Below are 21,654 nucleotides of genomic sequence, written 5' to 3'. Positions count from 1 at the left end.
TGGTGGCCCGGAAGTGCTGGCGATCGCCGCGAACGACGGTGTGGTGCGGGCCCGGCAGGTGGCCCGGACTCTGGCGCAGCAGTGCCGGCTGTCGCTGGTCGAGCAGACGAAACTGGTGACCGCGGCGAGTGAACTGGCCCGTAACACCCTGGTCTACGGCGGTGGGGGCACGATGACCGCTTCTCTGGTCGATGAACGGGGACGCCGTGGGGTACGGCTGGTCTTCGCCGATCAGGGCCCGGGGATCCCGGACGTGGATCTGGCACTCACGGACGGCTGGACCTCGGGCAGCGGCATGGGGCTGGGACTTTCCGGGTCCAAGCGGCTCGTCGACGACTTCGTGCTGGAGTCGGCGCCCGGTCGGGGCACCACCGTCACCATCACCAAGTGGGGCCGATGACTGTGCCGGGCAGGACACCGCTGGCCGACTGCGAGGACGTGGCCTGGTTCCGGGATCAGGCCGAAGGCGCGCGCGGCAGCGCCGCCGCGCTCACCCGGCGGATCGGATTCAGCGAACACCGCAGCGCCGAGGTGGTGCTGGCGGTCACCGAGTTGGTGACGAACATGCGCAAGCACGCCGTGGACGGCGCGCTGATCCTGCGCGTGCTGCGTACCCCGGCGGTCGCCGGGGCCGAAGTGGTCCTACTGGACCATGGACCGGGAATGGCCGACGTCCCGGCGGCGGTACGCGACGGGATGTCGACCGCGGGGACGCTGGGCATCGGCCTGGGTGCGGTACGGCGGCTGGCCGACACCTACGACGTACACTCCCGACCAGGTCAGGGCACCATACAGATGGCACGTTTCTGGCCCCGCCCCGTCGGCGCCGCGATCATGGCGGAACCCCTGGTGGGCGGTATCACCCGCCCGATCGGCGGAGAGCAGGTGTGCGGTGACGCCTGGGCGGCCCGCACCGACGGCGGCGAACGTACACACCACACACAGGAGTCGGCCGACGACACGGCGCCGCCGACCTGGCGGCCCGCGTTCGACTGGCGGGCGCTGACGGGCACGGACGGTGGCGCGAGCCGCTGGGCCGACCGCGCTGCGGCCGACGAACCGCGGGGTCGCACCAGCCCCGTGCGGTCCGTGACACCCGGGGCCGGTGACGGGGTGCTGGTGATGTCGTGCGACGGGCTGGGCCACGGGCCGGCGGCGGCGCTGGCCGGTCGGGCGGCCGTCCAGGCCTTCGCCACCGGCACCGCCCGTACGCCGGAGCAGGCGATGCAGGAGGTTCACCGGGCTCTGCACGGCACGCGTGGGGCGGCCGTGGCGATCGCTCGTATCGAACCGGCCGAGCGGCGCCTGCTGTTCTGCGGGGTGGGCAACATCACCGCCGCGGTGGTGACAGGCACCACCCGGAACAATCTCCTCTCCCACCCGGGCATCGTGGGCCATCAGATGCGCCAGTTGCGGACCTACGAGCACACACTGCCCCCGCTCGGGGCGCTGGTGCTGCACTCGGACGGTCTGAGCGAACGGTGGACTCCCGCGGACGTGGCCGGTTTTCTGCACCATGCCCCCGCCGTGGTCGCCGCCGGGCTGCTGCGCCGTGCCGGGACCCGCCGCGACGACGCCAGCGTGGTGATCGCCAAGGGGGCCTGGTGACCACGAGGTCGACGAACCGGTCCGAACCCGGCTCCGCCCGGATCCTCCTGGCCGTGCTGGTCACCGAACAGGACGTCTTCACGCTGCGCCGCCAGGCGAAAATCCTGGCGGACACGATCGGGCTCGACACCCGCGACCAGGTACGCCTGGCCACCGCCCTGAGCGAACTCGGCCGGGACCTGCTGCGTCCCACAGCCATGACCGCGGCCTTCACCCTGAAGCACGAACCGCCCGAACTCCAGGTGGCGCTGGCGTGGCCGGACGAACGGGTGCCGAGCGAGGAGTCGCTGACCGCTGTCACCCGCCTGCTGCCCCGTACCGCCTACGACCCCGCCGAGGAGAGCACAGACCACCTGGCCGGCCGGCCATTCCTCGGCGGGCGTATCACCCTCACCCATCCGCTCCGAACAGCCGTCCCGGACCCGGCCGCTGTCCAGGAGGCGCTGAGCGCCGGCCTTCCCGCCACCGCCATCGACGACCTGCAGGCACAGACCCGCGACCTTCTCGCGGCGTTGCATGAGGCTCATGCGCAGCGTGACGAACTGGAGCGGCTGAACGAGGAGTTGTCGGAGACCAACGCGGGCGTCATGGCGCTGTACGCGGAACTCACCGTGGAACACAAGGAGGTGGTGGAGCGCTTTGCCGAGGAACACGAACTCGCGCTGGCACTCCAGCGCACCTTCCTCCCCGCCGAACTCCCTCACACGCCTGGCCTGGAGCTGGCCGTACGCTACCTGCCCGCGGCAGCCACCGCCGAAATCGGCGGCGACTTCTACGAAGCGGTCCACACCCCCAACGGTCTGCTGCTCGCCGTCGGCGACGTGGTCGGCCACTCACTCCAGGCGGCCATGGTCATGGGCCAGCTACGTCACGCCCTGCGCGCCTACGCCGCCCAGGGCCACCCGCCGCACCGGCTGCTCGAACACCTCGACCACCTGCTCCATCTCCACCAGCCCGGCTGGACCGCGACCGTCTGCATCGTCCTGCTCGAATCAGGAAACCGGCGACTGCACGTCGCCAACGCCGGACACCTGCCGCCGCTGGTCATCATCCCCGGCGGTCCGGCCGCCTATCTCACCGAACACGGCCCGCTCCTTGGCCTCCACCTGCCCCAGCCCTTGGCGACCGCGCACGACATCACCCCCGGCACTCGGCTGCTCATGATCACCGACGGACTTGTGGAGGTACGGAACACCGACCTCAACGACCGGATGAAAGCCCTCACCGCCGCTGTTCTCTCAGGTCCCCCGGATCCGGAAGGGCTGTGCGACGCGCTGCTGGCCGAGTTCGGCAAGGAAACCGACGACGACATCATCGTCTTCGCCGCGCACGTCCACCCACTCGATTCGGCGAAGAGATGACGCGACGTAACACGGACCGCGTTGTCGAGGGTCCGGGCGTGCTGCGGGGCACAAGAGGGGCGATGACCCTCGTCCGACTGCGGGTCGCTTTGTCTCGGAGGCACATTGTGAGAACGAGTCCGTGGATCTGACGGCATCGGACGGTGAGGAACAGCCAGGCCTCGCCCGCACGTTCGCATCGGCGAGTGCCGTTTACGACGGAGAGCCCCAGTCCATCCCCGAAGCCCGCCAATTCACCCGCGAGTTCCTGACCCGCGTACAGGCCGCACAGGGAATTCTCGTATCCGCCCCGGCGATCGGCACCGCTCAACTGGTGGTCAGTGAACTGGTCACCAACGTATGCAAGTACGCGCCCGGCCCCTGCCTACTCGACCTGCGCGTGGCCGGAGACATGCTGATGATCACCGTATGGGACAGCGACCCCGCCCTGCCCGCCGTCTTGGAGACCGACCCCACACGGATCGGCCAGCACGGCATGGAGATCGTCCGCGCCCTTTGCCAGAGCCTGAACATCGACCAGGAACCTGTCGGCAAACGCATCACCGCCCGGCTCCCGCTCTCTGACAGTCAGGCGCCCACCGCTCCAGGCCGCTGATGTGCGGCCTCGTCCTGTCTGCGATCGCGATCTTTACCCGAGCCCGTAGTTCCCCAGGTCCTGGCCGCGTGAGTCAGTAGGTTGGTGTGCGTGGAGACGCGGGGGCAGAGGTATCGGTATGTGGGTCCGGCTGGGCCGAAGGCGCTCGTCCGGGCGGGTGGTGATGGTCGGAGTATCCGCATGAGCTTCCGTGAGGAGTCCGGGCAGTGGGTGGTCGGGGAGGTCAGCAACCAGTCGACCGGCTACTGCCCGGACATCGGCTCATGGCCGGCCGTGGCCGAGGCTCTGGATCGGATCGGGATCCGTCGGCCGTCCGGGTTCACGCACGAGGTGGTCTTTCGCCGATGCCGGTCCTGCCGGGAGCCCAGCATCGTGCGGGAGGAGGACTTCGTATGCGTCTTCTGCGGCGAGGACCTGCCGCGGGGGTGGAATGTCGGGGAGCCCGGGTGACTGGTCAGACCGCGAGGATCGCATCGTGTTGCGAGTGCGGCAGCGTGGCGGTGCGGCAGGTGAGCCAGTTCGTCCTTCGCGATGAGTTGTGGTGGGACTCGGAGTTCTCCTGCGGGTCCTGTGGCATCCACCTGTGCGAACACGCTGGTCCGGGACCAGCGCCTGATGACGTCCGGGGGGCTCTGCTCGCAGCGCACGGTTCCGTCAGGCTGCGGTTGGCCGGTCCGGTTCCCAGTCTTGTCCCAGCTTTGAGGGTTTTTCGGGAGGTCTCAGCGGCCTCGTTGTCGCGGGCTCGTGAACTGGTCGGGGAACTGAGCCACGATGGCCTGGAAGGGACGTTGTCGGAGATGGAGTTCCTGAAGGACCGGCTGCAGACGCGTGGTGTTCCCGTCGACGTCGATCGGTAGCTGTCCCGTCCCAGCGAGTCCTCCGGCGGCTGGACCAAGACCTTCACCGATGCGGACCTCGGGCGGCCGTCCGGCCGGAGCCTTGTTGGCATTCGGGCACGTGCTGAGCACCCGGCGAAGGCCGTCCGCCTCTTCGGACAGAGCGGACAGTGCCGGCTCAGGCGTCCGGCTGAGCCGGGCCCGTGGCGGGCGGCCAGCTTCGCATGGTCATGTCGGCCACCTGCAGGAGGACGTCGCGGGTGATGCCGCCGGCGGCCTGGACGGCGATGCCGTTCGCCATGGTCATGAGGTGACGGGCGAGCAGGTTGGGATCGGCGTCGGGAGGCAGGTCGCCTTCGTCGACGGCCTGCTGGAATCGGTCGCGGAGGAGTGATACGTGCTCCTCGCGCCAGGCGATGAGTGCGTCGCGGGCGTTGCTTCCCGGCTCTCCGGCGGCGAGGGATCCCTGGATGCCGAGGCACCCGGCGGGGCTGTCGCTGCCGGTGGTGGCCCGGACTGCGCCGTTGAGCACCGCGGTGGCCACCTGACGGGCGGTCGGTTCCCGCAGGGCACGGGCACCGTATGAGGCGGGGCCCTCCGTGTAGCGCTCCAGGCACTTTCGGAACAAGTCCTCCTTGTTGCCGAACGCCGCGTACATGCTGGTGCGGTTGATACCCATGGCGCCGGTCAGGTCGGTGAGGCTGGCGCCTTCGTAGCCCTGCTCCCAGAAGACCCGCATGGCTCGTTCGAGGGCCTGCTCGGTGTCGAATCCCCTCGGCCGGCCGATCGGCGCCTTCTGTCCCGTCTCCATGCCGTCGATCGTACTCCTTCTGTACCGGTCGGTGCGAAAGATGCTACGGTCTCCTTCAGTACCGATCGGTACCGAATCTGTGGAGGCCTTGATCATGGGGGAGCTCGAAGGCAAGACCGCCGTCGTCACCGGCGGCAGCAGCGGGATAGGTCTGGCCGCCGCCGTTCGACTGGCGGCCGAGGGCGCGCACGTGTTCATCACCGGTCGGCGCAAGACCCTGCTGGACGCGGCCGTCGAGACCATCGGCCCGGCAGCGGCCACCGCTGTGGTGGGCGACATCTCCAGCCTGGCCGACCTGGACCGGCTCTACGACACGGTCCGCGCCCGGGGCCGCGGCCTGGACATCGTGTTCGCCAACGCGGGAACCGGGTCGTTCGCGACACTGGAGCAAGTCACCGAGGACCACTTCGACGAGACCTTCGGCGTCAACGTACGGGGCACGCTGTTCACGGTGCACAAGGCGCTGCCGCTGCTCAACCGCGGCGCTTCGGTGATCCTCAACTCCTCGGTGCGCGCCGACGACGGTGTCACGGCGTTCGGCACGTACGCGGCCTCCAAGGCGGCCGTACGGTCCTTCGCCCGTACCTGGGCGAACGAGCTGAAGGATCGCGGCATCCGGGTCAACGTGATCTCCCCGGGCGCCATCGACACTCCCGCGGTCGACGCCGTGGCCCAGGGAGCCGCGCCCGTCACCAAGGCCCAGTTCGTCGCCGGTGTCCCGCTGGGCCGGATCGGGCGCCCCGACGAGGTCGCCGACGCGGTGGCCTTCCTCGCCTCCGGGCGGAGCAGCTTCATCCTCGGCGCCAACCTGTACGTCGACGGAGGCGAGAACCAGATCTGACATCGGCGTACGCGAACCGAATGACACAACCCGGAATCCAGAGCGCACAGAAAGGCCATCATGTCCGACACCGACCTGCGCGAGTTTTTCCAGCGCTACATCGACGCCCTCAACGCCCACGAGTTCCACCGCATGACGGAATTCATTCACGACGAACTCGTCATGAACGGCCGGCCGGTCACGCGGGACGACGTCATCGCCGAGTTGGAGGGGCACGGCGACGCGGTGCCGGACTTCACCTGGCGGGTCCAGGACCTCGCCGTCGAGGGCGACCGTGTGGCGGCCCGTCTGTTCAACAAGGGGACGCCCGCGAAGGAGTGGTTCGGTCTGACCCCCACCGGCGCCACGGTCGAGTACGGCGAATACGCCTTCCACAAGGTCCGTGACGGGCGCTTCTACGAGATGAACTACCTGATCGACGCCCAGGCAGTGCAGCGACAGCTGGTCGGCTGACCTCCAGGTCGACCTTCCGTCAGCATCTCTCAGACCGTTCGCGCGCCGCGCACATTCGCGCGGGCCCGCAGGTTCCCGGGGGCTCCGGCCACCGCGCGAGATGCACCTGCACGCGGTCATGGCCGTGGCCCGTGCCACGGCCATGACCGTATTCGACTTCCCGAGCCGGGTCTCGGAGGCTCGGAAAGTCGAACTCAAACGTGCCCGCCGGCCAGGGTGTCCGTCGCGTCGGCCAGCGCGGTCAGTGTGCTAGGGGGTGTCCGCAATGTCAGTTGGGGAGCCATAGTCGCAGGCAGGCGAGGGTGACCAGGGCTTTGTAGTGGCGAGCTCGTTTGTCGTAGCGGGTGGCGAGGGCCTTGTTCTGCTTGAGTTTGTTGAAGCAGCGTTCGACGACGTTGCGGCGCCGGTAGACCTTACGGTCGAGACGGCACAGGCTCTCGCCTCGTCGCAGGCGTCCGCTGATCTGGTCGACGCGTTCGGGGATGGTGCAGGCGATACCGCGTCTACGCAGGTAGGAGCGGATCTTGCGGGATGAGTAGCCCTTGTCGCCGAGCACCCGCAGCGGTCGTGTGCGGGGCCGGCCGGGCCCGGCCCGCTTGATGGCGATGCGGGCCATGACCGGCTCGAACTGTGTGCAGTCGTTGACGTTCCCGCCGGTGAGCGTGAACGCGAGGGGAAGGCCGCGGCCGTCGCAGGCGAGGTGGATCTTCGTGCTCAGCCCGCCGCGGGACCGGCCGAGTGCTTCACCGGTCCAGGGCCCCCTTTTCGGGCTCCGGCGGCGTGCTGGTGGGCGCGCACGATCGTCGAGTCGACGCAGACGACCGACCAGTCGACTTCGCCGATCGCATCCGAGTGCTGCTGGACGTGGGCCAGGAGCCGGTCCCAGGTTCCGTCGGCCGACCAGCGGCGGAACCGTTCGTAGACGGTCTTCCACGGCCCGTACCGTTCGGGCAGGTCCCGCCAGGCCGCCCCCGTGGACAGCTTCCACAGGATGCCGTTGAGGACCTGCCGCCGGTCCCGCACCGGACGACCCATCCGAGGCGGGGCCAGCAACGGCCCGATGACATCCCAAGCCTGATCAGTCAGTTCATGACGTCGCACCACGAACGGACCAACGACCGACCGACTTTGCGGACACGCCCTAGGTGCCCGCCCGTGCAGCTGGTCAGCGCGGGCTTCCTGCCGCGGCAGGGGATCACAAACAGAATTGCTCTGACTGTATTTCGCCCCACACCACCACCATCGGCGGAACCCTCAACCGGACCGAACCACCGGGCCGCAGCTGGCAGACCTCCCCGCGCGAGGGTGAGCGCCACGGCGGGACGCCGTGTCACCCCCCGCCCACGGCCCGCGAGGTAATTCGCGCTCCTCCTGCCGCGCGACGACATCAACAGATCAGCATCGGGTGGCGCGCCGTGAACTATGGCGCCATAGCGGGGGCAGTGATCGCGTGACACCGTGGAGTGTCACTGCAACAGCACGGCGCTGCGCCGCATTTCGCCTACGAAGCGTCTGATTGTGGTCCTCGACCAAGGTGGTCGCTGCGGCGAGGTTCGTCACTACGGCAAGGAGAACACTCGATGAGTGCGGGGAATTCGGCTTCGGCGCGCGCCGAGGCACTGCGGGCGGCGGCCCGGAAGGGCTGGTGGCGGCGTGTCTTGGGTTGGATAGGAATCGGAGGGCGTGCGACGCGGCATGCGGACGCGAGGGCGGCGTTGTGGTCGCACGGTGCCGCGGGGGAGGAGCGGACCGCCGGATTACTTGTCGGGCTCCAGGCCCAGGGGTGGGTGGTGTGGCACGACCTGATGTTGTGGGGGCGCCGGTTCAACCTGGACCACGTCCTCATAAGCCCGTGCGGGACGGCGGTGGTCGTGCTGGACACGAAGGCGTGGCGCCGCACCTGGACCACAGGGCTCGTGTACGAGCGGGTGTGCTGCGGGCCGGAAGACCGCCACATTCAGGTAGAGAAGGTCGCCTCGTACGCGCAGGCGGTTGCCGCAGTGGCCGGTTTGCACCCGGCGGTTGTACGTCCTCTGATCGTGGTGCACGGCTCCCCGGTCGCCGACGGGCTCTTGGTGGCGATGACGCCTCACGGACCGGTGCAGGTCCTCAGCCCCGGGTTTCTGGTGCCGACGCTGGTCAACTCCACAGGAGAGTTTGATGTCTGGCGTGCACGGGCGTTGGCCGAGCAGGTGGGCCGGGTGCTGACCCCTTACGTGGACCAGGGGTAGCGGTCCAGTCGTCTGACCATCTGGAGCGCAGACGGTTCCACTCCTTTCGTGGGGGCGGAGAGCCGTTTTCACGCGTTCACAGATGTAAGCCTGTCGGACCAGCCATGCCCGCACGGTCTGACGCGTTGCGAAGAAGCACTTCGTAGACCGCAGTCCCGTAGTCGCGTCGCGCACAGCTTCCTGGTGAAGCTCGATCGCGGGCACGGGGAGCTCCGGGCCACTCCTTGAGGTCCAGGACGCCCTGGGACCCATCAACGCACGCGCAGTGAGCGCAAGGTCGAAGCCATCGTGGGTCGGTATTGCGACCATCCCGCCCGTGCGGGGAACAGATCATCAGACGGTCGCGGCCGGGTTTGATCGGCGGACCAGGCCTTCCACGTGGACGCAGTCTGCGCGGGCTCCGAACTGTTCCGTGCCGAGGACCGGTTCACGCCGCCGGCGCTCGACCGCAGCCGGCATGCGGCTGCGAACGTGTCCGCGGTGAGGAAGAAGCCCGGATCTGCCGTACGTCGCCCATTACCTGACGTCCAGGCCGGTGCGGCGGGGATCCCTCTGGGACAGCTTCGACACTGGGATCGCAGCCGCCCCTATTTGGGGACCCGGACATGGCGCGCGATCACTTCGAGCGAGTCCTACGAGAGGACCCGTTGGAGCCTTGGATTGTCGAAGCCCAGGAGAAGACTCGTGGGCTTCAAGCGATCGCGGCCTCGCAGTTGAGCGCCGCCGTACCGACCGCGCGTTGCAGCAGTTCGTAGAGAGTGGTCCGCTCGTCGGCGTCCAGGGCGGCGAAGGTCCGGTCCTCGACGACGACCGCTCGCTCGTCGGACAGGACGACCTCCTCCTTGCCGGAGGCCGAGAGCTCGACGATGTGGCGCCGTCGGTCGGCGGGGTCGCGCCGTCGCACGATCAGACCGCGAAGACCACCCGGCGCCACCTCGCTGATGTAGACACGCTTGCCCAGCCGGGTCAGGTGCTCCAGGAGCGGCAGCACGCCCTGTCGGGCGGGATCAGCGGCGGCGGGCTTTTCCTGGACCATGGATCCCTGGATCACCTGGCACGCACACACCCTGTGCCGATGGTTCTGAGCCTCGTCGGCTTGCGCGGTGCCGGAATCTCGTCGTCCACCCGCGTCAGCTCGCGGGAAATCCGCGGCAGCGGACCGACATCCGCAGGTTTCCGCCGCAGGCGCCTTCTCGTGCCCGTCGTGGGTGGTGGAGCGCCCGATGCTCGTGGGCATGGACATCGATCACTCACCTGTCCAGAGGCCACCCACGACTCCAGCCTCACGGTGGAAGACCCTGCTGCTGCTCGGCTCGCTCGTCGCGGTGGGCCCGCTCACCACGGACATGTACCTGCCGGCCCTCCCGTCCATCGCGGAAGATCTCCACTCCGGCGCGGCCGCGGCCCAGCTGACGCTGACCGCGATGCTCGCCGGGCTGGCCCTGGGACAGCTCGTGTTCGGGCCGCTGTCCGACGCGATAGGCCGGCGCGTGCCGCTGCTGGTCGGCGTTGCCGTGCACATCCTCGCCTCGGTGCTGTGCGCGTTCGCGCCCAGCTTTGCGGTGCTCGACGTACTGCGGGTACTCCAGGGCCTGGGCGCGGCCACGTCCACGGTGGTCACCATGGCCATCGTGCGTGACCTGTACGAGGGCACGGCGGCGGCCACGATCCTCTCCCGGCTCATGCTCGTGCTCGGGACCGCGCCCGTCCTGGCCCCGACGATCGGCGGCGCCGTGCTGACCTGGTCCAACTGGCGGGGGATCTTCGGCCTGCTCGCCGTGGTCAGCGCCGCGGTGCTCGTGGTGACGGCCCGCGCCCTGCCGGAGACACTGCCGGTCGAGCGCCGCCGCTCCGGCGGCCTCGCCCGTTCCATGCGGGACTACGGCACACTCCTGCGCGACCGGGTCTTCATCGGCCTGATCCTGCTCGCCGGGCTGGGCATGAGTACGATCTTCGCCTTCGTCGCGGGATCTCCCTTCGTCTTCCAGGAGCACTTCGGACTCAAAGAGCAGCAATTCGGGGCCGTCTTCGGCCTCGGTTCGGTGAGGGTGGTACTCGCTACCCAGTTGAACGTCCGGCTGCTGCGCCGTCGCTCGCCCCGGGTAGTGCTGATTGCCGCGATCTGTCTTGCCGCCGCGGGCGGCGTGCTGCTGCTGGTCCTCAGCGTCAGCGGCGTCGGCGGATTCCCGGGAGTGCTGCGGCCCCTGTGGCTGGTGCTCTTCGCCATCGGCTTCGTCCTGCCCAATGCGCCCGCACTCGCCCTGTCCCGGCACGGCCACATGGCGGGAACGGCGGCAGCCCTGCTGGGTGCCGTCCAGTTCGGCATCGCTGCCGTGACGGCGCCGGTGGTCGGCTTCCTCGGCACAGGGCCCGCCGCGATGGCCTCCGTCATCACCGGAGGTCCGGTGATCGGCCTGCTGGTCCTGGGGACGCTGGTGCGCCCACGGCGTCCGGACAGCGGTCTCACCACCCACTGACCGTCATAGCGCACCCGTAATTTCTCGACCCACCGTATTTTTCCCGCGAAGGAGACACAGCTCGTGATCGCACTTGTGACTCGGCGGAAATCGTGGTCTGGGCCGGGCCACCGTACTGAGGCTGGCCCAGGACGGGACCGACATCATCCTCACCTACCGCGCCCACCGGGAGGAGGCCGAGGCCGTGGCCGGTGCGGTGCGTTCCCTGGGCGGGAGGCGCATGTGCTGCGCCTTGACGTCGCGGATGTCTCAACCTTCGCGTCCTTCGCCGACGAGGTGCGCGAGGTCCTGAAGGGTGAGTTCGGCCGCCCGGACTTCGATTTCCTTGTCAACAACGCCGGCTCCGGGAGTCCGGTGCCTTTCACGCAGGTGTCCGAGGAGCAGTTCGACCTGTTGGTGAACGTCCACTTCAAGGGCGTGTACTTCCTCACGCAGCGCCTGGAGCCTCTGCTGGCAGACGGTGGCCGGATCGTGAACGTGTCCTCGGCGCTGACGCGGTTCACCAACGCCGGTATGTCCGCGTACGCCTCGGCAAAATCGGCGGTGGAGACCCTCACCCGCTACCTTGCCGCGGAGCTCGGCCCGCGCGGCATAACGGTCAATGTGGTTGCCCCCGGTGCCACCGCGACCGACTTCGGCGGCGGCTTCGCGCGCAGCCCCGAGGGGCGCGCCGCCCTCAGCGGGATCACCGCACTGGGGCGGGCCGGGGAGCCGGAGGACATCGGCGGGGTGGTGGCCGCCCTCCTCGCCCAGGGCACAGGATGGATCACCGGCCAGCGTGTGGAGGCCGGCGGAGGCATGATGCTCTGACCGAGAACCGGACCCCCTTGGAAGGAAGCGCGCATGAGTCTCGCTCCGAGCGCCCGCCTGGACCGGGACGACCTGCGTGTCATCGCCGCGCTCCAGATCGCACCCCGCGAGGGCTTCGCCCGGCTCGGCTAGGGCCTGGGCCTGTCGGAGGCGACGGTGGCCCGCCGCTATCGCCGTCTCCGACACGAAGGAGTCCTCCAGGTCGTCGGCGTGGTGAACACGGCGGTTCTCGGGCAGAGCGAGTGGATCATCCGCGTGCGGTGCCGGCCGGACAGTACGCCCGCGATCTCCGACGCCCTCGCGCGCCGCACCGACGTCAGCTGGGTCTCACTCAACGCCGCCGGCTCCGAGGTGACATGCGCGCTGCGCTCCCGCTCCCAGGAGGATCGTGAACACCTGTTGGTGGAGCTGCTGCCCCGGGTCGCGTCGGTGCTCGACATCGACGCGACTGTCGCCATGCACGTCTTCACGCGGGGCTGTTCAGCGGACTGGACCGACCTGCACGACGCGCTGACCGATGTGGAGCGGCTGGCTCTGGGCACGCCCGGCCCGCCTCGGGAGGTCGGCGAAAGCGCCGAGTTCCGGCTCCAGCCGCACGACGAGGCCCTGCTGCTCGCCCTGGCACGGCCGGGCCAGCCACGTCAGTCTGGCCACCGCTGCCGGAATCAGCCCCGCCCGGGCCACCCGGCGCGTACGGGCGTTGCTGGACGCAGGTGTGGTCCACCTGGACGTCGAGCTCTCACGCGCCGCTCTCGGCTTCACCACCCGGGCCGACTTGTGGATACAGGTGGCCCCGACCGCGATACGCGCGGTCGGCGGGAACTCGCCCACATGTCCGAGATCGCCTTCGCCGCGGCCGTCTCCGGCGTACGTAACGTGCACGCCGTCGTCAACTGCCGCACCCTCGAAGACCCCCTTTTCGCCTTCGTCACCGACCGTGTGGGCGCCCTGGACGGCGTTCAGCACATCGAGGTCTCACCGGTACTGCGCCAGGTGAAGCAGTTCAACACGCTGATGAAGGACGACCTGCTGACCACCCTCCGATCCATGCGGGCTCGCCGCCACGCTCTCTGAAGGGGCGGTATGCGACTTGATCTCTGGGTGGTTGTCGCCTGAACGTGTGGCCGGGGGCTCCGGGCCGGTCAACGGGGTCGGCCGTGCTGGAGCGGCTGGGTGAGCGACGTCAACTCACGTACCGCCTTCTGACGGATGACACTCCTGGTGAGTGGTGGCCTGGGCTGCCGCATCCGGGTGGGACGGATTCCAGAGCCGGTCGGCCTCGCCGCGGACGACATGGTCCTGGTAGATCCTCACCTTGTGCCGCATCACGTCCAGGGTCTCTTGCAGTTCCCGGATCTGCGCCTCCACATGATTCTCGTGCCGGCGCAGCAATTCCAGTCGCTCATGTTCGTTGCCCGGGCCCTGGCGGACCAGCTCGATGTATTGCCGGATCGTCGCCAGTGACATGCCGGAGGAGCGCAACTTCGTGCAGATCGCCAGCCACTCCAGATCTTCCTCGTGATAGATCCGACGGCCGTTGGACAGGCGGCGTACCGGGTTGGCGAACAGACCCTCCCGCTCGTAGAACCGCAGCGCGTGGACGCTCAGCCCACTGCGCTCCGCCACCTCGCCGATGCCCAGGTCCATGAGCGACTCCCGTCACAAAGCTCTTGATCTAGACCCGACTCTAGTTTCTAGCGTCGAGCTGTTGGCCAATCGGGCGATCGGAACAGGGGAGAACATGAGCGTTTGGTTTGTTACCGGTGCATCGCGTGGGCTCGGCGCGGAGATCACCCGTGAGGCGCTGGATCGAGGACATAGCGTGATCGCTACGGCGAGGGACGTGTCGGCGGTGCTCAAGACATACCCGCAAAAGCCGGACGGACTGCTGGCGGTGAACGCGGACGTGACCGAACCGGAGCAGTTGACGGCTGCGGTGGAGGCCGGCCTGGCGGAGTTCGGCCGGATCGACATCGTGGCCAACAACGCCGGTTACGGCCTCGTAGGCGCGATCGAGGAGACCTCTGACAAGGCTGCCCGGGATCTGTTCGACGTCAACGTGTTCGGCGTGCTCAACACGCTGCGGGCGACCCTGCCGACGTTGCGTGCTCAGCGATCCGGACATGTACTGAACATCGGCTCCGTGGGCGGCTTCGCCACTGCTCCGGCGGCGGGTTTGTACGGAGCGTCGAAATTCGCCCTCGAGGGCATCTCCGAGGCACTGTACGGAGAGCTGGCCCCGCTTGGCGTCCGCGTCACGATCATAGAGCCGGGCGGCTTTCGCACCGACTTCCTCAACAGCTCCAGCATCCAGGTCGAACCGGCCGCCATCGTCGACTACGTCGCCGGCGCGGGGCCGGTGCGTGAGGCACTGGCCAGAAACGATGGCCGCCAGCCAGGCGATCCGGTGAAGGGAGCCAAAGCGATCGTGGACGTCACCGAGGTCGCCGAGCCGCCGCTGCGCCTGCAGTTGGGCGCGGACGCGGTCGAGCGCGACGCGACCCGATGCTCGTCGTCAGTTGCGTTGGGTGAGGTGTGCTGGTCGCGGAGGCGCTGGATGTCCTACGACCGGTTCTGGGTGAACAATCCGGGTTCGGTGGCCGGGAGCGACACCCGAGCCGCTTTTGCCCGTCGGCCAACTGGTGCGTCGTCCTGTACGGCTACTGACCCGCCCCTTGAGACCTCCCGGGTTGGCATCCCCAACTGGCCCGGGGCCGTGACGATGACGCCGTGTCGGGTAGCCCCGGGTCCTTCCGGACGCCGGGGCCCCCTCATGCGGGCTCGTAGTCGCTGACGTCGCTCTCCAGCAGGGCCAGGTCCGACTTGACGATGGTCGTGGTCACGAGGAGTTCGGTGATCAGGTTGTGGTTGAGCGCGTTGCCGACGGGCTGGGGGACTTCGTCCTCCATGAGTCCGGGCACCACGTAGCTGAGCCTCGTCCGTACGCCTGCGACGACGCGCGCCGCCCGTCCCTTGGCCCAGGTCTCCGCCGGGCGCAGCTCCGCCAGCTCCGCGGCGACGTCGGCCCAGGGAAGAGGCTGCGGTATGGGATCGTCGCGCAGGTAACGCTGGGCGAGGCAGACGAGGACCAGCTTCTCGGTCGCGCTCAGCTCCCACACATCACTCTCGTGCGTATCGGCCTCGCGTAAACCGTCGTCCCCCGCGCCGTGCGTGGCCGTGGCTATGTGCACCTCCAGCAGGTGCTCCCGCTTCCGGGCGACGATGAACAGCGGGGTGAAGCCGGACGGGAGTTCGACCCGGTCGCCTCCCAGAACCAGGCGTGCTCCCGGGAGTCGGATGGGCAGGCGCCCGGTGTTGTTGAGCACCCATCGCGAGTGCTCCCGAGCGATGTAGCCGTGTTTGCGGCTGACACGTGTGTCGTCCGGCGCGACGCAGACGTGGACTTCGGGCTCGTTGCGGCCGAACACGAGCGGGAAGGCGGCGTCCGGGGCCATGCTCATGCCGCCGTTGACCCCCATGACGAACAGCGTGCCGGGCTGCGTGGGGGGAATGCCGCGAGACAGGCTCCCGTAGTCCTGCGGCAGTATGTTGACCTTGCTCGGCAGCCGCGGCGGCGACAGTGTCATCCTTCTGGCTCCTCGTCCGACTTACTCGGGAGCACACTGGCGTTCCGGAACGGAGGGATCTCGCAGGATCTCCCTGTTCCGAACTGCGGGCCGTGACCCCAACTGGACTGACCGTAATGCCCGTTGGGGGCGAACCGACGCCCTGGCGTCGAGCTGGGCGCGGAACTTCCACACGGTCTCCCCGAGGGGCACGCGGTCATCCCAACTGAGGGCGTCCACGCACGGAGACGGGCCGGACGGGCCGGGCGGGTCGGTCTTGCGAACTGAAGCATGCGAAAGGCCCGCTGCCGCCCGGAAGGACCGGGCGGCAGCGAGCCTATGGGGTTACGGCGCCGGGGGTGGCGGCGGCGGTTCGGGTGCCGGGGGTGGTGGTGGGGGTTCGGGTGCCGGCGGCGGAGGCGGCGGTTCGGGAGCGGGTGGCGGTGGTGGGGGTTCGGGTGCCGGCGGCGGAGGCGGCGGTTCGGGAGCGGGTGGTGGCGGAGGCGGGGGTGGCGGCGCCGGTTCGGGCGCGGGCGGAGGTGCCGGCGCAGGCTCCGGTGCGGGCGGTGGCGGTGGTCCTGCTGCCGGTTCCGGTGCGGGCGGAGGTGGCGGCGGAGGAGCCGTCATCTCCCCCAGAGAGGGTGCGAACGGGTCCGCCGGAGGGGGCGCCACATCAGCCAGGATCTCTCGCGGCGACTCCACCGGGGGCGGCGGCGGAGGAGCGGGAAGGGGCACCGGAGCCGGAGCCGGCGGCAGCACCGGAGCCGGAGCGACATCGGCCGCGATCTCCGGCGCCGGTGGAGCGTTCGGGTCCACCGGCGGCTCGGGACGATCGGGGAGAGGAACCGGAACCGGGGCCGGAGGCAGCACCGGACCGGGAACCTCGGGCGTGACCACCCCTGCCGCGATGTCCTGCGGCGTCGGCCCAAGCAGATCCATGGGCGGCGGGGCCACATCGGACAGAAGCTCTCGCGGAGTCGGTGCGTTCGGGTCCACCGGTGGCGGCGGCGGGACCGGGGCAGGAACCTCCGGAGCCGGCTGCGACGCCCGCTGCTCCGCGAGCACCTGCCCCACGGCATACCCCGGATCCGCGGCCGCCAAGGTGTCGGTGAGAGCTTGCATCTGGTCGGGATGGTTGGTCCCGTACACGCCCAGGCCGTAGACGGTGCCCGCGACGCGCCCGACAGGGGAGACCCCCTTCACGACGGCGTCGACCACGCCGCCGATCCCGGATCCGAAACCGACGTCCTTGGTGAAGTCGGCGGCAGGCGTTCCGACCTGGCCGAGATGGGGACCGACCCGCGCAGCGGGCGGCGGCGATGCGGCGCCCGATGAGACATCGCCCCGAGTGGGCGAGGACTCTTGGATGAGCGGGTCCATCGACGGATCCAGCGGAATCGCACCGTCTATGCCCTGCACGAGCCGACGTGCGTCCGGGAACCTGTTGACGTACTCGCTGGCGTTCCAGACTCCGCCACCCACGCCTGCCGCGAGCGCGGTCCACGGGCCCACGGCGCCACCGACGGAAGTGCCGGCGATCATGCCGTCAACCGTGCGCGCACCGAACTCGTTCCACTTGAACGCCGGGACGGGCGCGGGCTCGTTCGCGAGATCCCTGAGCGGATCCTCCGGCGGTGGCGCGGGCGCGGGTGGTGCGGCTCCGCCCGGATTTGCCTGCGGCGGCTGCGATGCATCCTGCTGGGGAGGTATCTCGACGCCCCTGGCCTCCGCGATCGCCTCACCCATGGCGTAACCCGGCTCCGACGCCTTCGCCGCGTCGCTCAGGGCTTGCATCTGGTCGGGGTGGTTGGTCCCGTACACGCCCAGGCCGTAGACGGTGCCCGCGGCGCGACCGATGGGGGCCGCCTTCTCGGCGACGGTGCCGACCATGCCGCCGATCCCCGACCCGTTACCGACATCCTTGGCCAGGTCGGCGGCAGGCGTTCCGGCCTGACCGAGATACGGACCGACCTCTGTACCGGGCGGCCGTGCGACACCTGCGGAGACCTCGCCCCGAGTGGGCTGGAACGCCGGGTTGAGGGGGTCCATCGACGGATCCGGCGGAATCGCACCGTCCATGTCTCGCAGGATCCGGCGTGAATCCGGGAACCTGTTGACGTACTCGCCGGCGTTCCAGGTACCGCCGACCAGGGCGCCTGCCGCCCCGGTCAGCGGGCCACGGACCCCACCGAGGGAGTTGCCCGCGATCATGCCGTCAGCGGTGCGTCCACCGAGCTCGTTCCACTTGAACGACGGGGCGGGCGCGGGCTCGTTCGCGCGGGGGTTGACGATTTGCCCGTCGGGCAGGTCGTCTCCGCCGTCCGCGGGGGGCGGAACGGGAGCTGCCTCAAGGGGCACGGGAACGGGAGCGGGTGGGTCCGCGGGCGGATCCGGTTCGGCCGGCTCGGGAACCCTGACCGTCCCGTCGCGCATGTCCACGATCGGCGGTTGTTGTGCTCCGGCGACCTGCCAGAGTTCCGGCGAGTCCGCCTGCGGCGGGTCGGCGGGTGGCGGGTCGGCCTGCGGCGGCTGGGTGTTACCGGCCTCGGGAGCGTCGAACGGCGCGGGGACCTGCAACGGGGCCGGGGGCACCGGAGGGGCTTCCCGGGGCGCCGGTGCCATGCCTTGCGCCGAAACCTCCTGCGGAGTCGACGCGTTCGCATCCGCGGGAGCCGGTGCGCGCTCGGCCGGGGCCGGAGCTGGAGCCGCCTCTTCCGGAGCGGGGACCGGGGCGTCCGCGGGTGGTCCATCCGGTGCGGCCGGTTCGGGAGCCGTGGCAGGCCCGCCGCGCAGGTCGATGTCCGGCTGCTGCTGTGCCCCGGCGAGCTGCCAGAGGGTCCTCGGGTCCGCCGTCGGTACTCCGGAGTCCTCACCGGCGGATCGGGCATCGCCGGCCACATCGGTCACATCGGCCAGATCGGTTCCATCGGCTTCGGCGTCGTCGGCGGCTTCAACCGCGGCGGGAGCCGGGGCCGGAGGCGGAGCGGGGACCCCTCGGCGCCGGTCGGCGCCCTGCCCTTCCCGCGCGGCACCGTCCGGGCTGTTCGCGAGAACCTGCGCCGGCACGTCCTCTGCCTGCACGCCCCCGCGCCTGTCGGGAGTCCGCGGTACGGGGGCCGACCGCGGGGCCGGAGCGGAGGCACGGGACGGTTCAGAGGAATCCGCCTGGCCGGGCTGGGTGTTGGCCTGCCTTTCGTCCCGGACCTCACCCCGTTCGGGCGCCGGTCGCGGGTCTTGTCGCGGCGGCTCCGGGCGCTCCTGGCGTTCCTTCTCCGGGGCGGGGGGGGCGCGGCATCACGCCGGGGCGGAGGGGGAGGGGCCGGAGCGGGCGCCTCTTCCACCCTCTCAGGCGCCTTCGGCGCGGGCGCGGCGGAACGGGGCGGCCGGTCCTGCGACCGCTTATGACGATCGAACAACTCGTCCGAGTCGACGCCGGATTCACGCAACCGCTCCGTCACGGCGTCGCGGAGCGCCTGCTTGAATTCCGCCCGCTTCTCCGGGGACACCTCCCGGGACTGACGCTGCTCATGCTGGTAGCGGTGCCCGCCGTCATCGGCCTGCGCCTGGGCCGGCATCGCTGCCGACAGCAGCCAGGCGCCGACACCCAGCGCGCCGGTCACCATCGCCGTACGAACCAGCCGGCCGTCCCACAGCCCCTTCATGTGCCAATCGGGGTGCGGCAACGAGTAGGCCGACTGCGCGGACTTGGACGGCTCACCGCGACGACCGGCACCGAGCGCGCCGGCGACGACGTCCACCAGTTCGTGCACGGTGTTCGCCGGTACCTCGGTCACGTCGGCGCCGTGCGGGTACGGACGTATGACCCTCGGCCCCGGCGGCACCGCCACGTAAGCGGCCCGGCCGAGACCGGCCAGTTCCTCGGTTTCGACGATCAGCAACGTGGCCGCCGACAGATTCACACCCGTGTGCTGCCCGTCCCACCAGGCTCGCAGCCGCTGCGCGGTCGCCGCCGCGGCGAACTCGAACCCGTGCATCGGTGGTACGAGAACAGGCACGTCCCCGCCGATCTCGGCGAGCCGGGATCGCAGGCCCCACGAGATGACCTCAGCGAGCTGACGGTCTCTGGCCAGTACCAGACAGGCACGGCCCGCCTGACCCCCTCGGGGGCCGGTAGGTTTTTTCCCTTGCGGGGAACGGCCGGGTGGATCCGGAACTTTCCGTGGATGCATACGTGGCGCCTCCTCGCGACGGACGAAGCGCGCCGGCCCGTTCAGCTGGACGTGGCACGCAAAGTCCTGGTCCTGTGCGCCGTGACCATAGGAGACATGGCGCGGGAGGGGTACCAACCCACCAGTAGCCAAGCGGACGACAGGGCCCGACGGGCCCTCGGAGCCCCGCACACCGCAGACCCCACCCAGCCGCCTCCTCCACCACGCCGGCCAGCCCGTCGAACGCCCGTCAGGTACGCCGGTAACTGAACGTCCGGGTCCCCTGCCAGCTCTGCTTCTCGATGCGGTAGCCGTGTGCCTTCTCGTCGGCGAGGTGACTTGGCCCGATGTCGACCACGTCGGCGTGGCGCCAGACGCCGTCGATCTTCTGATCCACGAAGTAGGTGAACTCGTTGAAGTCCATCGTCGAGGATTCGAAGGTGTTCCTGATGGTGAGGACTTTCCTGCCCGCCGTGGACGACCTCGGCAGGTCCACAGTCTGATCCATCCAGACAGTGGGTGCGCTGTCCAACGGCGCCCACGTGCCTGCGTGCTGGCCGTCCACGGAGATCGACGCGACCTGCGCCGCGACGCTGGAGTCGAGGCGACGCGTCAGCCGCACGCCGGCGTTGGCCGGATCGACCGTCACCTTGAACTGGCTGAATCCTCCGGGCCCGAAGGCACGGCCGTCGTCGGTGACGATGAGCCCCTGGGGTGCCGACGGTGCGGCGGGCTCCGGGAGAACGAGGTAGACCACCCCGGTCGCGACCGCGGCCAGAATCGCCACGAGCCCGCCGAGCAGGAGGGTACGGGGCGAAAATCTTCGTTCGTGGTCGGGGTCCTCCGTGACCTGCCGGTGAACCCGATGGTCCGATTCCCCGGCCTCCGAGGCCAGGGCGCCGACGGACTCGGACTCCCTTGACGTAATCATGTCCATGACGGCGAGAGGCAGCCAGCCGTCACTCGGCGAGGGTTCGTCCAGCCTGGCGAGGATCTCGGTGAGAGAGGGCCGGTCGGCGGGGTTCTTCGCCAGACAGGCGAGGATCAACTCACGATGCTCACTCTCCACGGGGATGTCGCGCAGATCGGGTGGTTCGTTCACGATTCGGTGGAGGATGGCACCGGTTGACTCGCCGTCGAAGGGACTGCGGCCGGTGGCCGCGAACGCCAGTACCGAGCCGAGGGCGAACACGTCGCCGGCGGCCTGTGGCGGATGTCCGTTCACCTGCTCCGGGGACATGTAGGCGTAGGTTCCCAGGACGGCGCCGGCCGCGGTCATCCTGGTGCCGTCCTGGGTGCTGGCGATACCGAAGTCGATGATCCTGGGGCCGTCGGCGGCCAGTATCACGTTGCCCGGTTTCAGGTCGCGATGCACCAGCCCGCACGCGTGAACGGCGGCCAACCCCTCGGCCAGTCCGGCGCCCAGAGCTCGTACGGCCCGCGCGTCGAGGGGGCCGTGCTCGGTGACGGCACGATGCAGTGAGGGGCCGGGTATGTAGGCGGTGACCATCCAGGGTGGATCGGCGTCCGGATCGGCGTCGATCACCAAGGTGGTGTGGAACCCGCCGACCCTGCGGGCGGCCTCGACCTCACGGGCGAACCGGGCGCGGAACCGCTCACTGTGAGCGTGTTCGTGCCGGATCAGCTTCACCGCGACAGGACGCCCTCCCGGGGAACGCCCGAGAAGCACCTGCCCCATGCCGCCTTCGCCAAGCCGCCCCACCAGCCGGTACTTACCGACGTGCCGCGGGTCACCGGGCCGCAGAGGATCCATCGGAGTCCCCCCACTCTCGATACGGGGCCAATCACCATCACCCCCTCGGGAAGACTAGGGCGTGTCCGCAAAGTCTGTTGGTCGTTGGTAAGTCGTGGTGAGACGTCATGAGTTGACTGATG

The 21,654-nt window shown here is 69.6% G+C and carries 18 protein-coding genes and 3 pseudogenes; 13 read left to right on the top strand and 8 right to left on the bottom strand.

Going from position 1 to position 21,654, the window contains the following annotated elements:
* Positions 1-16: 16 nt before the first annotated feature.
* The 5 genes from IEY79_RS34365 to IEY79_RS34345 all read left to right on the top strand — a co-directional run bounded on the left by IEY79_RS34365 (position 17) and on the right by IEY79_RS34345 (position 4,014).
* Positions 17-400 (top strand): anti-sigma regulatory factor, encoded by a 384-nt coding sequence (locus IEY79_RS34365; RefSeq protein ID WP_189111621.1) that lies wholly within the window; start codon positions 17-19, stop codon positions 398-400.
* Positions 397-1,608, top strand: coding sequence for an ATP-binding SpoIIE family protein phosphatase (locus tag IEY79_RS34360; RefSeq protein WP_189111622.1), 1,212 nt, complete (start codon positions 397-399; stop codon positions 1,606-1,608). The genes IEY79_RS34365 and IEY79_RS34360 overlap by 4 nt, the downstream gene beginning before the upstream one ends.
* A complete protein-coding gene (locus tag IEY79_RS34355; protein WP_229701372.1) occupies positions 1,605-2,969 on the top strand; it encodes a PP2C family protein-serine/threonine phosphatase in 1,365 nt (454 codons plus the stop codon). The genes IEY79_RS34360 and IEY79_RS34355 overlap by 4 nt, the downstream gene beginning before the upstream one ends.
* Before the next feature lie 121 nt (positions 2,970-3,090).
* Positions 3,091-3,564 carry an ATP-binding protein gene (locus IEY79_RS34350; RefSeq protein ID WP_189111585.1) on the top strand — a complete coding sequence of 158 codons (474 nt, stop codon included), beginning with the start codon at positions 3,091-3,093 and terminating at the stop codon, positions 3,562-3,564.
* A 180-nt stretch (positions 3,565-3,744) separates the two neighbouring features.
* Positions 3,745-4,014 (top strand): hypothetical protein, encoded by a 270-nt coding sequence (locus IEY79_RS34345; RefSeq protein WP_373292682.1) that lies wholly within the window; start codon positions 3,745-3,747, stop codon positions 4,012-4,014.
* A gap of 564 nt (positions 4,015-4,578) precedes the next feature.
* On the opposite strand, the gene IEY79_RS34340 is transcribed toward IEY79_RS34345, so the two are convergent.
* Positions 4,579-5,211: a TetR/AcrR family transcriptional regulator gene (locus IEY79_RS34340; protein WP_189111583.1), complete on the bottom strand. Its 633-nt coding sequence runs from the start codon at positions 5,209-5,211 to the stop codon at positions 4,579-4,581.
* Between the two features lie 94 nt (positions 5,212-5,305).
* Here IEY79_RS34340 and IEY79_RS34335 point away from each other — a divergent pair, with 94 nt between their 5' ends.
* Together IEY79_RS34335 and IEY79_RS34330 are read left to right on the top strand one after the other, a co-directional pair.
* The gene (locus IEY79_RS34335) at positions 5,306-6,052 is read left to right on the top strand and encodes an SDR family NAD(P)-dependent oxidoreductase (RefSeq protein WP_189111582.1); all 747 of its coding nucleotides are present in this window, start codon (positions 5,306-5,308) and stop codon (positions 6,050-6,052) included.
* A 60-nt stretch (positions 6,053-6,112) separates the two neighbouring features.
* Positions 6,113-6,505: an ester cyclase gene (locus IEY79_RS34330; RefSeq protein ID WP_189111581.1), complete on the top strand. Its 393-nt coding sequence runs from the start codon at positions 6,113-6,115 to the stop codon at positions 6,503-6,505.
* 268 nt (positions 6,506-6,773) lie between these two features.
* On the opposite strand, the pseudogene IEY79_RS34325 reads toward IEY79_RS34330, so the two are convergent.
* Positions 6,774-7,606: pseudogene (locus IEY79_RS34325) on the bottom strand (IS5 family transposase).
* 479 nt (positions 7,607-8,085) lie between these two features.
* Here IEY79_RS34325 and IEY79_RS34320 point away from each other — a divergent pair.
* Positions 8,086-8,736, top strand: a complete 651-nt coding sequence (locus IEY79_RS34320; protein WP_189111580.1) for a nuclease-related domain-containing protein — start codon at positions 8,086-8,088, stop codon at positions 8,734-8,736.
* A 691-nt stretch (positions 8,737-9,427) separates the two neighbouring features.
* On the opposite strand, the gene IEY79_RS34315 is transcribed toward IEY79_RS34320, so the two are convergent.
* Positions 9,428-9,772 (bottom strand): hypothetical protein, encoded by a 345-nt coding sequence (locus tag IEY79_RS34315; RefSeq protein ID WP_189111579.1) that lies wholly within the window; start codon positions 9,770-9,772, stop codon positions 9,428-9,430.
* Between the two features lie 199 nt (positions 9,773-9,971).
* Between IEY79_RS34315 and IEY79_RS34310 the strand changes: the two genes are divergently transcribed.
* The 4 genes and pseudogenes from IEY79_RS34310 (at position 9,972) to IEY79_RS38635 (ending at position 13,097) form a co-directional block, all read left to right on the top strand.
* Positions 9,972-11,213, top strand: coding sequence for a multidrug effflux MFS transporter (locus IEY79_RS34310; protein ID WP_189111578.1), 1,242 nt, complete (start codon positions 9,972-9,974; stop codon positions 11,211-11,213).
* A 63-nt stretch (positions 11,214-11,276) separates the two neighbouring features.
* Positions 11,277-12,023: pseudogene (locus IEY79_RS34305) on the top strand (SDR family NAD(P)-dependent oxidoreductase).
* A 517-nt stretch (positions 12,024-12,540) separates the two neighbouring features.
* Positions 12,541-12,699: pseudogene (locus tag IEY79_RS38640) on the top strand (hypothetical protein); the annotation flags it as partial.
* A 101-nt stretch (positions 12,700-12,800) separates the two neighbouring features.
* The gene (locus IEY79_RS38635) at positions 12,801-13,097 is read left to right on the top strand and encodes an Lrp/AsnC ligand binding domain-containing protein (protein WP_506360960.1); all 297 of its coding nucleotides are present in this window, start codon (positions 12,801-12,803) and stop codon (positions 13,095-13,097) included.
* Between the two features lie 114 nt (positions 13,098-13,211).
* Here IEY79_RS38635 and IEY79_RS34295 read toward each other — a convergent pair whose 3' ends face one another.
* Positions 13,212-13,670, bottom strand: a complete 459-nt coding sequence (locus IEY79_RS34295) for a MerR family transcriptional regulator (RefSeq protein ID WP_189111577.1) — start codon at positions 13,668-13,670, stop codon at positions 13,212-13,214.
* Between the two features lie 61 nt (positions 13,671-13,731).
* Here IEY79_RS34295 and IEY79_RS34290 point away from each other — a divergent pair, with 61 nt between their 5' ends.
* Positions 13,732-14,817: an SDR family NAD(P)-dependent oxidoreductase gene (locus tag IEY79_RS34290; protein WP_229701368.1), complete on the top strand. Its 1,086-nt coding sequence runs from the start codon at positions 13,732-13,734 to the stop codon at positions 14,815-14,817.
* On the opposite strand, the gene IEY79_RS34285 is transcribed toward IEY79_RS34290, so the two are convergent.
* From IEY79_RS34285 to IEY79_RS34270, 4 genes are all read right to left on the bottom strand, one after another.
* Positions 14,795-15,610, bottom strand: a complete 816-nt coding sequence (locus IEY79_RS34285) for an FHA domain-containing protein (RefSeq protein ID WP_229701367.1) — start codon at positions 15,608-15,610, stop codon at positions 14,795-14,797. The genes IEY79_RS34290 and IEY79_RS34285 overlap by 23 nt on opposite strands.
* 324 nt (positions 15,611-15,934) lie before the next feature.
* Complete coding sequence (locus IEY79_RS37705; RefSeq protein WP_229701366.1) at positions 15,935-18,211, bottom strand: hypothetical protein; 2,277 nt, start codon at positions 18,209-18,211, stop codon at positions 15,935-15,937.
* A 281-nt stretch (positions 18,212-18,492) separates the two neighbouring features.
* Positions 18,493-19,584 carry a hypothetical protein gene (locus IEY79_RS34275; protein WP_189111576.1) on the bottom strand — a complete coding sequence of 364 codons (1,092 nt, stop codon included), beginning with the start codon at positions 19,582-19,584 and terminating at the stop codon, positions 18,493-18,495.
* Between the two features lie 424 nt (positions 19,585-20,008).
* The gene (locus IEY79_RS34270; RefSeq protein ID WP_189111575.1) at positions 20,009-21,532 is read right to left on the bottom strand and encodes a serine/threonine-protein kinase; all 1,524 of its coding nucleotides are present in this window, start codon (positions 21,530-21,532) and stop codon (positions 20,009-20,011) included.
* Positions 21,533-21,654: the final 122 nt, after the last annotated feature.

This window comes from Streptomyces camponoticapitis (assembly GCF_014646115.1).
In the GTDB taxonomy this organism is placed as follows: domain Bacteria; phylum Actinomycetota; class Actinomycetes; order Streptomycetales; family Streptomycetaceae; genus Streptomyces; species Streptomyces camponoticapitis.
Note: the sequence above shows the minus strand (reverse complement) of the source record. Positions and strands in the feature narration are given on the sequence as shown.